At 41.9% G+C, this 14,448-nt stretch carries 5 protein-coding genes and 1 pseudogene; 1 reads left to right on the forward strand and 5 read right to left on the reverse strand.

What is annotated here, in order from left to right:
- Positions 1–57: 57 nt before the first annotated feature.
- From IPI59_11280 to IPI59_11300, 5 genes are all read right to left on the reverse strand, one after another.
- Positions 58–1,431, reverse strand: coding sequence for a T9SS type A sorting domain-containing protein (locus IPI59_11280; protein MBK7528113.1), 1,374 nt, complete (start codon positions 1,429–1,431; stop codon positions 58–60).
- A gap of 81 nt (positions 1,432–1,512) precedes the next feature.
- Entirely contained in the window at positions 1,513–2,820 is a 1,308-nt protein-coding gene (locus IPI59_11285) for a hypothetical protein (protein ID MBK7528114.1), read from the reverse strand.
- Positions 2,771–3,031, reverse strand: coding sequence for a hypothetical protein (locus IPI59_11290; protein ID MBK7528115.1), 261 nt, complete (start codon positions 3,029–3,031; stop codon positions 2,771–2,773). The genes IPI59_11285 and IPI59_11290 overlap by 50 nt, the downstream gene beginning before the upstream one ends.
- 57 nt (positions 3,032–3,088) lie before the next feature.
- Positions 3,089–4,543, reverse strand: a complete 1,455-nt coding sequence (locus tag IPI59_11295) for a T9SS type A sorting domain-containing protein (protein MBK7528116.1) — start codon at positions 4,541–4,543, stop codon at positions 3,089–3,091.
- Positions 4,544–4,615: 72 nt separating this feature from the next.
- Positions 4,616–10,771: a T9SS type A sorting domain-containing protein gene (locus tag IPI59_11300; GenBank protein ID MBK7528117.1), complete on the reverse strand. Its 6,156-nt coding sequence runs from the start codon at positions 10,769–10,771 to the stop codon at positions 4,616–4,618.
- 975 nt (positions 10,772–11,746) lie between these two features.
- Between IPI59_11300 and IPI59_11305 the strand changes: the two are divergent.
- Positions 11,747–14,418: pseudogene (locus tag IPI59_11305) on the forward strand (valine--tRNA ligase).
- Positions 14,419–14,448 lie beyond the last annotated feature (30 nt).

A 14,448-nucleotide genomic window follows, 5' to 3' on the forward strand; every position in this document is an offset into this window, starting at 1 on the left:
TAGTAGTTAATAAAGAGTGTAGGGCAGCAATCACCGCCCTACACGGCTAGAACCTAGTTATTTAATAACTGCTATTTTTGCCATAAGCGTATTGCTGTTCGGCGAATACCAATAAATATAATATACCCCTGCTGTTAATTGTGGGGTGGCTACCAAAGTTTGCTCGTGGCTAACGGGTATTTGCAACAATAACATACCTTTGGTATTATATATTTGTAACAATCCTTCGGCAGAGGGCGTTTCAACGGTAAAACTGCTGTGGGTAGGGTTGGGGTAAACTTTTAGCGCGTTACTTGCGTTATGGGGCATGGTTTGCGATTTTTTTCCGGCAATAGCGGGTATATATACTTGCCTATTGTATAGGGTATTATTAAAACACGCCAAGTATTGTTGCGCTACCATAGTGCCAAAACTGCCCATAAGGGTATCGGCTTGCTGCTGCATAGTGGGTACACAACTGCTATTGGTTGGCAAGGCTGCCACCCAAGGGCTATAAATTTGGCGCAACGCTTGCGCCTGCGGTTGGGAATTGCTGCCTACCAAACCCCAATAATGCGCGGCACTATCGGCGTGGTTTTGCAGGGTATAATGCGCCATTAATGCAGTATTATTGACAATATTGGGGTGGCTGCGCTGCCAATGTATGGCAGCGGCGGTATTGCCTTGCGCCACATAATTTTGTACTAAGGCATTGCCCAAATTGGTAGCATAAGTACCCGTTTGGCTCATTTGGTTTTGTATAATTGCTGCCAACCCTTGGGGTGTTTGTGCAAAACTACTTTGACAATATTCGCCAAATCCGGTACAAGGAACGTCTTTATTTACAATTCCGGAAATTAAGGTAGGTTCAAAGGTTGCGGGGTCGTTTTGTTCGTAATGCACTACTACGGTATCAAGCCCCAGGTTTAAAATGTGGTAGTTGGCGGTATCGGCTTCGGTATGCCAGTATTCGTGTAGGGGGGCGTTGTTATTGGGGTCATTAAAGTCGCAAACACCTTGTTCTTTTAGGTTTGCCAAATTTATAATGCCTGTTTCGGGGTCTAAGGCATGGGCAATTAACCAGTCGGCTTTGTTTTGGTTGTTGTATTGGTTGCAGTCTAATTCAAGTGCTTGGTTGTCGCCGAGTAGTAAATTGGCTGCCCAAAAACTGCCCTCAAAAGCATTGCGTTTAATGGTTCCGCCGCCTAAGCCCGAGTTTAGCGTAATAATGCCGTGGGTGGCGTTATACTGTAGGCTGTCTTTGCTAAACACGTTGCCCTCTATATTAAACGCCTTACTGCCGTAGTTTAAAATGCCGTAGGCTTGGTAAATAATCTCGTCGGTTTGGGCTGTTTCAATACTTGGTATTTGTGTAAACGTATTTTGCCGTATTTGGCTAAAACCGTTGCCGTTAAGGGTTACGCCGCGCTGGGTTTGGGTAAAAAGTATCATGATTTTAAGGTTTTTCGTCTGAATTATGATTTGTAGGATTAAATGATAAATAGGATTTCGATTGTAAATTATCCGGATTATTTACTGTACCACTAATTTACCCGATGACAACACTTTATAGGGTGTTTTGACTTGCCAAGTGTATAACCCTTTTTTGGGTAAAGGTTCAATACTGCATGTATTCAATACATTTAATAACATGTTATAAGCTACTTTTCGACCTTGCTCATCATAAAATTCTAATACCGCCTCTAAGATTTGTGGAGGTAGGGTATATTGTATTTGTATTGGCTGGTTTAAATTAACCGGATTTGGGCTAAGGATAATATTTGCTTTGCTTTTTATAGGGTGGCTAACGGAAGTATTTATTAAGGTAGAATCGCAATTAGGCAAACCACAGGTATAACCTAAACTATCTGTTTTTACCAACCACGCAGTATTTGGAATACTAAAATTAAACCCAGCTAAAATAAAACCACCATCTTCGCATTGCCTAATATCTCTTATATAATCGTCATCGGGTAGCCCTGTAGCTATGGGTCTTTTCCATAAAGTATCGCCACTACTGTTAAATTTTGTAATTTCGTTATATACGGGTATGATTGAAGAATAACTGTGTGTTGCACTATATATTTCCCCTTTTTCATCCATCCATTCAGAACTAGACCCATAAATATCTACTTTGTTAGGCTCGTAAATTTTTTCTATCCAAAACACTTTTCCATCTTTTTTGCTCAAATGGGCATAATAAATGCCTTTTTTATACTCTTGTCCGCCCCCTGTGTTTATTAGCCCAACTAATACATAACTGGGGTAGCTACCCTGTATTTTGGGGCGTTCCATAACATGGCAACCGCCGTCGTCATAAGGGGTGCCGTAGGTTTGTTGCCATTCAATAATACCCAAACTATCGGTTTTTACGGCAAACATATCGTAACCGGTTTCTTTGTTATACCTATAACCACTAAATACATAACCGCTATCGCTTGTTTGTGATAAGTCAAGTACTGCAAAATTGGTTATTGCTGTTTTTTTTCGCCAAAGTGTATCGCCGTTTTCAGTTAATCGCAATAGTTGAAAATGTGCGTTTTTTACTACGGGTATCACTTCTTGGTTGGTACCTGCCACCAAATACCCCCCTTGTTTACAGGCAATGATGTGCATACAATCATCGTTTAAAGGGTAGGGGTATTCCTTAACCCAAACTAATTTGCCGTAGGGAGTAACCTTGCCAACAATATAATCAGTATCCCATTTTTCTTTTCCGCGTTTTGCCGTAACTAAAAAATTGCCGTCATGCCCTTTTGTTAAGGCACTACCAAAATAGGTAGTTGCAAAATCAGTAGTTTTTAATACGGTTGTATGCCATTTTATGTCGCCTTTTTTCATCGTGCTTTTGTACGTAAATTTCGTTTTCGGTGCTGTGGTGTGTTCCGGCAACTATATAATGGTTGTTTTCAATGGGTATAGCCGCAACATAACTACGGGCATAGGTAGGTTTTTCAGGGGGGTATAATTTATTAAACAAATAGCTTCCATCATTGGGTTGTGCTATGCAATAGCAGCTAACAAAAAAATAAAAAATAAAATAGTGTTTCATGGTGTAAAAAATAAAATAGCAGGGGCAATAATGAGGTTGCCCCTGCTTGGTTAAAGATTAATGGATAATAGTAAATTTAACAGTAGTGTTATTTGCCCTCAAAAAATATGCCCCATTGGCTAAATGATTGGTAGCAAAAGTTATTGTATTGGCAGTTAGTTTTTGCTGCCAAACTAATAAACCCATACTATTATATATTTCTAAGTAAGTGCCCACTAAATCGTTGGTAGTACTAACGGTAAGGGTATGGTCGGCGGGGTTGGGGTATAACGTTAAACCGTTTCCGGAAATGGTAGGTATAACTTGCGTAGTGGTAAGGGTGCTATCGCAGTTTACCTGCCAACAGATATTACCATCGGCATCAAATTTAAGTAACCAACCCATTTGTGGCGAAGGATACAGTTTAAAACCCGCCGCAATACAACCGCCGTCGCTGGTGGGGGTTACATCGCGCAGGTAGTTGTCGTGCGATGGTGATGTTTGTACTGTTTTAACCCAAACCGTATCGCAATTTGCTGTAAAACGCATAACCATACCCGCAGGGTTAGCAGTATTATCTTTGGCACTATAACCCGCTAACCAATATCCATTATCCATGCCCTTTACTATCGGAATTGCATACCCTGCTACTTCACTAATGTTGTCGTATTTTTTAAGGGGACCTACGGGGTTAAAAGATGTATCAATCAAGCTAATTACAGGGTAATATTGTTTTGCTTTGTGTACGCCATAAATTAAAAAGTATAAATTTTGGTAAACGGTTAAAAGACCTGCTCCGTTGGCCTCGATGCCTCCAAAATCTTTATATTCAATTTTTTCGCCATTGTGGTTAATTTTTACTAAATAGGCTTGGTAGTCTTTATCTTTATGGTAGCCATAGCCTGATAGTATATACCCGTCGCCGCCAACGGCAGGCACTACCGACACAGCCGCACTATTGCCGTAATTGCTAAGACTATAAGTATTCTCCCATACAAACCCCCCAATACTATCTATTTTAAGCGCGTACATATACCCTATTTCATTTATGGCTTGTGTCCATCCGGCAATCAAATACCCGCCGTCAGAGGTGGTAATAATTTCGTGGGCGGTTTGATTATCTTGTTTTTCATACACTTTTTTTAATAAAATATTTCCCAAAATATCAAATTTTATGACCATAATATCGTCAGAATAATTTTGCTTACTACTTTTAGCATCAATGGCAGCTATAAATACGCTGTCACTTAGTTGTAATAATTGCCCTTTGCCATATAAACTATGATTCTTTTTTGCATAGTCTAATAAGTTAAATGACATTATTTTACCATTTGCATCTAATAGCCAAAAGCCCACATAGCTGCCATTAATATTATAAGTTGAGCCAAACGCAAGGTATTGGTCGCCTATTTGCCTTGCAGCAATAAAACCAATATGCGAGGTGTCGGTGGTGTATAATTTGTTAAAAACAGATTGTGCTGCTACTGCTGTATGCCACCAAATTAAGGCTGCGACAAATATAAGTTTATACATAATTAAATCGTTTTTTAATAGTTAATAAAAAGTGTAGGGCAGCAATCACCGCCCTACACGGCTACAACCTATTTATTTAATAACTGCTATTTTTGCCATAAGCGTATTGCTGTTTGGCGAATACCAATATACATAATAAACCCCTGCTGTTAATTGTGGGGTGGCTACCAAAGTTTGCTTTTGGGCTACAGGTATTTGTAATAATAAAATACCTTTTGTGTCATAGATTTTTAATAAACCTTCGGCAGTAGGCGTTTCAACGGTAAAACTGCTATTGGTAGGGTTGGGATATACTTTTAGGGTGTTACTGGCGTTTGTCGGCATGGTTGGCGCATTTTTTTCGGCAATAGCGGGTATATACACCTGTCTATTATATAGGGTATTATTAAAACACGCCAAGTATTGTTGCGCTACCATAGTGCCAAAACTGCCCATAAGGGTATCAGCTTGCTGCTGCATACTGGGTAAACAACTGCTATTGGTTGGCAATGCTGCTACCCAAGGGCTATAAATTTGGTGCAACGCTTGTGCCTGCGGTTGGGAATTGCTGCCCACCAAACCCCAATAATGCGCCGCACTATCGGCGTGGTTTTGCAGGGTATAATGCGCCATTAATGCCGTATTATTGGCAATATTGGGGTTGTTGCGTTGCCAATTTATAGCGGCTGTGGTATTACCATGCGCCACATAATTTTGTACTAAGGCATTCCCCAGATTAGCAGCATAAGTACCCGTTTGGCTTATTTGGTTTTGTATAATTGCTGCCAACCCTTGAGGGGTTTGTGCAAAACTACTTTGGCAAAATAAACCTTGTCCCTCGCAGTTTACTGTTGCATCAACAATTCCGGAAATTAAGGTAGGTTCAAAAGTGGCGGGGTCGTTTTGTTCGTAATGCACTACTACGGTATCAAGCCCCAAGTTTAATATGTGGTAGTTGGTGGTATCGGCTTCGGCGTGCCAGTATTCGTGTAGGGGGGCGTTGTTATTGGGGTCATTAAAGTCGCAATAGCCTTGTTCTTTTAGGTTTGCCAAATTTATAATGCCTGTTTCGGGGTCTAAGGCGTGGGCAATTAACCAGTCGGCTTTGTTTTGGCTGTTGTATTGGTTGCAGTCTAATTCAAGTGCTTGGTTGTCGCCGAGTAGTAAATTGGCTGCCCAAAAACTGCCCTCAAAAGCATTGCGCTTAATAGTGCCACCACCTAAGCCCGAGTTTAGCGTAATAATGCCGTGGGTGGCGTTATATTGTAGGCTGTCTTTGCTAAATACGTTGCCCTCTATATTAAACGCCGTACTGCCGTAGTTTAAAATGCCATAGGCTTGGTAAATAAGGTTGCTGTTTTGGGTTGTTTCGATACTTGGTATTTGGGTAAAAGTATTTTGCCTAATTTGGCTGAAACCGTTGCCGTTAAGGGTTATGCCACGCCGGGTTTGGGTAAATTGGTTTTGGTCTATAATTGCAGCATTTAAGGCAGTGCCGAACCCATAAATATCAATGCCTTTGTATAGGTTGGTAAAGGTGCAACTTTCGGAGGTAGGTGCCATATTTCCGTTACTCGCTAAGCTACCTATATTTAGGTGGCTGTTGGTAGCTACAATGCCAATACCTTGTTTATGGTATTGTAGGCTACTGCCAATAGTACCTGTTCGTTCAAATATAATGCCTGTTAGGTTTAAGCGGCGCATACCGCTGGTATAAATACCAATATAGCCGGCATCGGGGTTAAACATAGCTGTTTCGTTACCTATAAATTGTTTACTAAAGGTAAACCGGCAATTTACAGCAAAAGTGCTATAAGCACTAAAGCTATATGGCTCAAAAACCACCCCTGCCGAGCAGTTTAAAAATTGCGTGTTAGTGGCGTTTATTACCCCCCCCGAGCGCATATATGCCAATGGGTTTCCGTTATTTTGCAAAAATGCTATTTTGCCAATATGTACACCAATATAGGCATTTTTAATCAGGCTATTGTTGGCATTTAGTATGCCTTGTCGGGGTTGGTTGGTTGTGTCTTGTGGCAAAAATGGGTTGCCCAATAATACAATTCCCTGCCAATAGTTTTGGGTACAGGTGTCGCTGCTTAGGGTACTATTGGTTAGGTTTAGCGTAGCAGCGGTATCTATTTCAATGCCGCTTTGAGGGTCGGCAAAATGCAGGGTTAGGTTGTCAATGGTAAGGGTGGCGTTAGGGGCAATTTTAATAATACCCTTAATGCGGGCTACCCCCCCCGCAAAACTATTCATATCCCAAGTGGTGTTGGTGGTAATTAAGGGGTCAATCAAATCGTAAAAATTAGTGTCGTTAATGGTAATATTAGTGGTTGCTTGGCAGCCGGTTAGGGCATCTGTAAAAGTAAGGGTATAGATACCGGGTTCATATACCTCAATAGTATTGGGCGTGGAGCCATCGTTGTCGGGTACCGACCATTCATAACTACCCAATAAACCGGGTGCGGTAATTAGGGTGGTGCAGGTATTTATGCTTTGGGCGATGAGGGTAATGATTGGGGCATTATTTATAATAACGGCAATGGCGGCGGTATTGGTGCAACCTTGTTGGTTGGTAATGGTAACGGTGTAAATACCTGTTTGGTTTACGCTAATGGTGGGGGTGGTTTCGCCGTTGCCCCAAAGGTAGTTGGTAATATTGGGGTCGGTGCTGGTAGCGGTTAAGGTAAGGGGCAAATTTGCTTGGCAAACGCTAATGGTATTATTGCCATTATTGGGGGTAATTTCAAGGGGTGGGGCGCCATCGGTTAGGGTAATACTGCTGCTATATTGGGGGCAGCCGGCTAAAGGCGGAGTAACGGTTAGGCTATAAGTACCTGCTTGGGTTACGGTAATGGTGGGGGTGGTGTCGGCGGTACTCCACAGCAAGGCGTCGGGTGGCGGTGGCGGTGTGGGGGTAATGGTGGCGGGGCTTTGGGGGCAAACGGTTTGCGGTTGGCTTTGTAAGCTAAGGGTTGTGCCGTATATATATAGGGTGTAATTATAGGTGTTTTGGCAGCCCGAGTAAATATTGGTAATGGTTATAACAACGGTATGAACGCCGGATTGGTTAATGAGTTTGTTTTTGTTCAGTTTAACCTCCGGAAAAGAAATAACAAAACCTTCTACCCCGTTGTCGTCATCGGTTAAACAATATCCGGTAGTTTTTTTGGGCGTTAGTGCTATGCCGTCTATCACCCAGTTGGTAATTTCGGCACTATCGGTTGTGCTTACAAACCAATAATATTCTGGGTCTGTTTTACAAATTCTTACAATATCGTTTTGGTTAATAGGGTTTTGCAGGGTATTGCCCTTAAAATTACTTATTTTGTTGTGGATTATGGTGGGGGTTATTGCCTCGTTAATAGTTATGGTGCTGGTGTTTGGGCAGTTTAAACTGGTATCTTTTGGGGTTATGGTAACATTGTAGGTTTGCGGGTAGGGTGGCGTTATAGTTATACTTTGGGTGGTTGCGTTGTTGCTCCATAAATAGGTTACATCGGTGGGCATATATTGGCATAAGGCAGTAAGGGTAAAAGTGTCGGTATCGGGGCATAAAGCCATAAGCCCGTCAAAAATACTATCGGGTTCGTTAAAGGTTATATTGGGTTGGGCGTTTGTTACCACCAAGGTATCGGTAGCGGTACAATCGGCGGCACTTGCTTGTAAAATATAGGTGCCGGCTTGGGTTATAAGTTTGGTTGGGCTGCTGCTGCCGTCGTTCCAAAGGTAGGTTACGCCGGGCGGTTGTCCGGTGGTATCAACACCGGCGGTAAAATTAATAGCAGAGGGGCAAAGCCAAAGGTCGGGTCCAAGGTTTACTTTTGGTTCTATATTGTGGTATATTATTACAAAATTAAACAAGGTATGGCATTGGGTCGTGTCGTTATAAAGGTTAATGCTCATATTAAAACTAGTGTCGTTTTCAACTAAGAGGGTATTGTTTGCCAATATATCGTTAATGTGCAAACCAAAGGCGTAGGTAAATTTGCAGGCGGCATTAACATCATAATAGCCATCGAAATAGCCATCGCTATTGGCATCTATATTGTGGGGCATGGCAATATCATTAATTTTCCAAAACGCCTCAAGGGTGTCGAGGTGGTATTTATTGTTCAATGTTCGTTCTGTAAAAATGGTAAAAGGCAAGTCGTATTTACATATTTGTATGGTGTCGTTTTTAGTATCGCCAGGATACAGGTAAAAATTGGTGCTTTTACCACAATCGTTTGCATATAGAAACAATTTTTCTTTATCGGTATTGGTGGTAAAATGCTGGTGGTAGGTGCAGCCGCTGGTATCGGTGGCAATAACACAAAACTGCAAAAGACCGTCGGCATCAATTACTATTTGGGCGGTATCTTGGTTGTTAAAGGCGGTTAATATGGTGGTTTTACCGGCGGCATCTGTTTTTCGCCATACAATACTTGTATAGGTGTTTGGGGTTAGATAAAAACTGAGTGAGGTTAAAAAACAAGTATCAATGTTAAACTCATTGTTTGCCCAAGCAAAACCTATGGGGTTTACAAATCCGGATGGGGTATTTACGGTTAGGGTGTCGCTCCAAGCACTGGTATCGCGTCCGCTACAACTGCCATTAATTGCCCTAATAGTAAATTTATAGGTTGTATTTAAGGCAGCCATTTCAAAGGTGTAGTTTTGTGGGGTGGTGGGCAGCAACGAGTGGTCTATAATAGTATATGCAGGTATGGTATCGCTGTTAATATGGTAGGCAATTTGGTAGCTGTCGGCTTGGTTGCCCTGCCAATTAAAGGTAATGCTGCCGGGCGTATTGCAGCTAAGTACTAAACTATGCGGTGTTTCGAGGGGGAGTAAGTTGGTGGGTGCTGGTATCATAAATTTAGTGTTGTGCATAGCAGTTAGTTGCTCGCAAGTTAAAGTTAGGGGTAAACCATCAACATAATCCATGGTGTTATTGGTTATTTCTTCGGGGTCGTTGCAATAGGTAAAAAACGATTTTAGGTAGGTTTGCCGAGCTTTGTTGTTTACCCAATCTTTTTCAAAAACTGTACCACCACAATTAGTATTGGGGTTGGTATCGCTAAAATTATCCCAAGAACTTAGCCCCGGCCCTGTTTCCATTTCTTTTGATACAACTGTACAGGGGGCTGGACCGATATTATCATAACAACGATTTTCAGACTCATCGGGCGAAGATATCTCTTTCGGATTAAAATACGGACATTCTACTGCAGTTTTCCATTTTTCAATTACTATATCGGCAAGCAGTTTAAAACAGGGCTGGCAATCAATACCCTTGTAGGTGGCCATAGCTTGAATTTCGGGCAGGGTGTAGTTTATGTTTCCGTCTGCGTCTAAATATTTGTTTATTAATTTTCTATCAATAGTATCGAGTAGTTGGGTTATAAGGCCTGCGGTACTTAAATTAATTTTGGAATTAGTTGCGTAGTCATCACAAACATTTAATATGTCAATGGTGTTTACTGCCTCTTCAATGCCAAATTTATAGGTATAGTACCAAGTATGGTCTAAGCCCATGGCGTGCCCGGTTTCGTGAAGCAGCAAAGAAGGGTTAGTTGGTGGCGAGTTTACCGACCTAATGGTAATATGCCCGGCATTGTGGTAAGCATTTGCAATGGGTATGGTTGTGTTCGGCGAAAAAAAAGTAGGGAACAAAAATACCTCAATTTTGTCATCGCCTAAAAAGTTGTCGTTTTCAAATACAGAATCGGTTTGTTCCCATGTTAAAAAATGCACGGTATCTATTACATACCTAAATCCGGCATTGGGTTTAGGAGGCATTTTTTCGGCTATATTGCCCGTCCATACTTTAAAATTGGTATTAAATTTAGGGTTTGGTACGGTTAAATCGCCGTTGGCATCGTACTTTAACGGCGAGTAGGTGCCCCAGCCCGTACATAAATTTGTAGGCTGCATAGTAGCTAACGCATAATTAGCCCTTGCAACTAATTCGGCAACATAGTCATAACCATTATAAGTGTGGTATTTGCTAAAATCTTTAAATTTTAGGTTTAAGTGGTTGCCGGTAGCGGTATAGCCTTCGTCGCCAACAAAATAAAATTCAAGATGAGCATAGCGCAAACATTGTTCTTCGTAGTATTTCAACGTATCTGTATTGCAACTACCCTGCATTGGTTGTTGGCTTGCTTGACTATTTGTGCCACAAATTTTGTATAACGGTGCGTTTTCGGTCTCTTGCCCCCACACCCCAACATTGTTAATTATAAATAGCAAAACCATAAGCATTACCTTTACAGTTTTTAAATTTTTTGGGCTGTTGGGCTGTTGGGCTGTTGGGCTGTTGGGCTGTTGTAGAAGTTAAGCCTACAAAATTAAGAAAAAAGTTTTTCATTTAAAATGGTTTTTTTTGAAGTTAAAAAATTGGTTTGGTTTGTGGTTTTTTATTCCGGATATTGTCTGAACCACTGATTTAGCGGATTAACGGATTAGGAGGATTTCACACCCTCCCCTCCTCGGAGGGGCGCAGGGGTGGGTTAGTTTTCTATCGAGGGTAAGCTTTAACTCCGAAGGAGTGTAATGTTAATAGACAAAACGTAGAACCACAAACCCCCAACTCCGAAGGAGTTGAACATTAATTTAGGCGAAGATAGACAGACGAGGCAATTTCTCTACTTGGGGGCGTGTTTGCAAGGACGGGGGGAAGTGGGGGCAAATACAAAGCGGTGAGCTGCGGCTTAGTATTTACCCCAGCGCTTGCTTAAAGTGTAGCAAGTGCCGGTGCGGGCGGTAGTAGCAAAACAAAAAACCATAGCAAACGGCGGTTAAATTGTGAGCGAAAAATTAAGCCTTAATATATAGAAACGACTATATGTGGTAAATGTACGACACTTTATTTTAGCTTGTATGCATTAGGCTAAAAAAAATCGTACTTTAACCATGAAATTTCGGCAAGCTCAATTCAACGTTTTTGTGGTTTAATGATTTGCAGGATTTTTTACCCCTCCATTGCTTGAGGGTTTCCAAAGGGTAGGTAGGGTGGGGGCAGCGTTAGGAAACTCCGGATACTTTAAACTCAACATATCTCTGCCAAGCTCGCAAAAAATAGTTACCTTTGCACCCAAAATAAACCCTTTACTTATTTTGTATAGCTACTAACCCCCGTAAGCGATTGAAGCACCGCTTATTGGGGTTTATTTGTAAAACATCCCCACATTTTAACGAATACCTACTTTATAATTACTGCTCTTATTTTTTATGGAATTAGCTAAAACATACGCCCCTCAATCCATTGAAACAAAATGGTACGACTATTGGATGGAGCATAAATTTTTTGCCTCAAAACCCGACCCCGCCCGCAAACCGTTTACCATCGTTATTCCGCCGCCAAACGTAACGGGGGTTCTCCACATGGGGCACATGCTTAACAATACTATTCAGGACATATTAATTCGCAGGGCGCGTATGCAAGGCTTTAACGCTTGTTGGGTGCCAGGCAGCGACCACGCCAGCATTGCCACCGAAGCCAAAGTAGTGCAAAAACTACGTGCCGAGGGTATTAAAAAAAGCGACCTAAGCCGCGAAACTTTTTTACAACATGCCTGGGCATGGGCAAATAAACACAGCGACCATATTTATAAACAATTGCGGCAAATGGGCGCAAGCTGCGACTGGGACAGAAACACTTTTACTATGGACGAACATTACTACAAATCGGTAGTAAATGTTTTTGTTGATTTGTACGACAAAGGCCATATTTACCGCGCCCTCCGGATGGTAAACTGGGACGTAAAAGCTCAAACAGCCGTATCAGACGAAGAGGTTTTTTACCGCGAAACAACAGATGAACTATATTACGTAAAATACTTTATTGAAGGCAGCACCACCGAATACCTAACCGTAGCTACCACCCGACCAGAAACCATTATGGCCGACACCGCCGTTGCCGTACATCCCTTAGACGAACGCTACACCCACCTACACGGCAAAATGGCAATAGTGCCCTTAATAAATAAACCTGTACCAATCATTACAGATGAATACGTTGACCGCAAATTTGGCACCGGATGCCTAAAAGTTACACCTGCCCACGATAAAACCGATTACGAAATTGGACTTAGGCATAATTTACCCATTTTGGATATCATTGATTTTGATGGCCGCCTTAATCAAAATGCCCAATTTTTTATAGGATTCGACAGTGAAGAAGCACGCCCAATGGCCGCCGTCGAACTCGAAAAACAAGGGCTTATTGTAAAACGCGAGCCACTAACACATGCCAAAGGTTACAGCGAGCGCACCGATGCCGTTATTGAACCTAAACTTTCTATGCAATGGTTTTTGAGCATGAAACAAATTTGCCAGCCAGCCCTCGATGCCGTTGTTAATGGAGAAGTGCAAATTATTCCGGATAAATTTGTAGCTACCTACCGATATTGGATGGAAAATGTAAAAGACTGGTGCCTAAGCCGACAATTATGGTGGGGGCAACAAATTCCGGCTTATTTTATTAAAAATCCGGATGAAAAACCCGAAAAATGGCAGTTTGTAGTGGCGCAAAACATAACGCAAGCCGTTGAACGCGCCCGCCGCCTTACCAATAATCCGGATATTACCGAAAACAACCTACAACAAGACCCCGACGTGCTCGACACTTGGGCATCGTCTTGGTTATGGCCAATCGAAGTGTTCAAAGGTTACTCGAACCCCAACAACGAAGAAATAAACTACTACTATCCAACAAATGTATTGGTTACAGCCCCCGAAATTTTGTTCTTCTGGGTGGCTCGTATGATAATTGCCGGCATTGAATATCGCGCTGAAAAACCCTTTTCGCATGTATATTTAACCGGAATTGTGCGCGATAAACTGCGCCGAAAAATGTCGAAATCATTAGGCAACAGCCCCGACACATGGAGGTAATTGCCCAACATGGCGCAGACGGCTTGCGGATGGGCATCATGTTAAGCTCGCCAGCCGGTAACGAGATATTGTACGATGAAGAATTAGTGCTGCAAGGCCGGAATTTTGCCAATAAAATTTGGAATGCACTGCGCTTGGTAAAATCATGGACAACCGAAGGAGGCGCAACCAAAAATCCGGATAATGAACCCCTGATAGCTTGGTTTGGCAGCAAACTCAACCAATTTATTGACCAAACGGAAGCGTTGTATGCCGATTTCAAACTCTCAGAAATTATTAAAAGTTTGTATAATTTTATCTGGGACGATTTTTGCGGTACTTACCTCGAAATGGCAAAACCTGAATACGGCCAACCAATTGACTTATACACTTACAATGCTACGCTGCAATTTTTTGAAGACCTGATGAAATTGCTACATCCGTTTATGCCTTTTATAACCGAAGAGGTTTATCATACACTTTGCCGCAGAGCAAACCCTGCCGACTGTATCGTTGTTGCCCGCTACCCACAGGCCCAAACAATTGACAACGCTGCACTTTTGGCTGGCGAGCAAGTAGCCGAGCTAATACGCAAATTGCGCGATACCAGGGTGAAACTACAATTAAAACCGCGCGACCTCATTAATTTAGCACTAAAAACCGTTGATGCCAGCGCATCCGGATGGATAGCATGGAAACAGTTGCTTGTTCGCAAAGCTTATTTGTCGGAGTTTGAACTTGTTAACGCCGAAGTGCCAAATAGTGTGTCGTTATTAGTGGGCAACGATGTGTTTTTTATAACTACATCAACAGGAAATTTAATTGATACAGAGGCCGAACGCAGCCGCTTACAAAAAGAATTGGAGTATTTGGAAGGCTTTCGCGACTCGGTACTTAAAAAATTGAACAACGAGCGTTTTGTACAAAACGCTAAGTCGGAAGTGGTGGCTCTTGAGCAAAAAAAATTAGAAGATGCCGAGCAAAAAATTACCTCCTTACAAGAGGGTTTAGCCCGTTTAACAAACTAATAAATATTTTATTTTATAAATATGTTTGCC

Source organism: Sphingobacteriales bacterium (assembly GCA_016706405.1).
Taxonomy (GTDB): domain Bacteria; phylum Bacteroidota; class Bacteroidia; order Chitinophagales; family UBA2359; genus BJ6.

What these genes read in the sequence shown, in the direction of transcription:
- IPI59_11280 (MBK7528113.1), bottom strand. Translation starts at nt 1,431, where the DNA reads ATGATACTTTTTACCCAAACCCAGCGCGGCGTAACCCTTAACGGCAAC.
- IPI59_11285 (MBK7528114.1), bottom strand. Translation starts at nt 2,820, where the DNA reads ATGAAAAAAGGCGACATAAAATGGCATACAACCGTATTAAAAACTACT.
- IPI59_11290 (MBK7528115.1), bottom strand. Translation starts at nt 3,031, where the DNA reads ATGAAACACTATTTTATTTTTTATTTTTTTGTTAGCTGCTATTGCATA.
- IPI59_11295 (MBK7528116.1), bottom strand. Translation starts at nt 4,543, where the DNA reads ATGTATAAACTTATATTTGTCGCAGCCTTAATTTGGTGGCATACAGCA.
- IPI59_11300 (MBK7528117.1), bottom strand. Translation starts at nt 10,771, where the DNA reads ATGGTTTTGCTATTTATAATTAACAATGTTGGGGTGTGGGGGCAAGAG.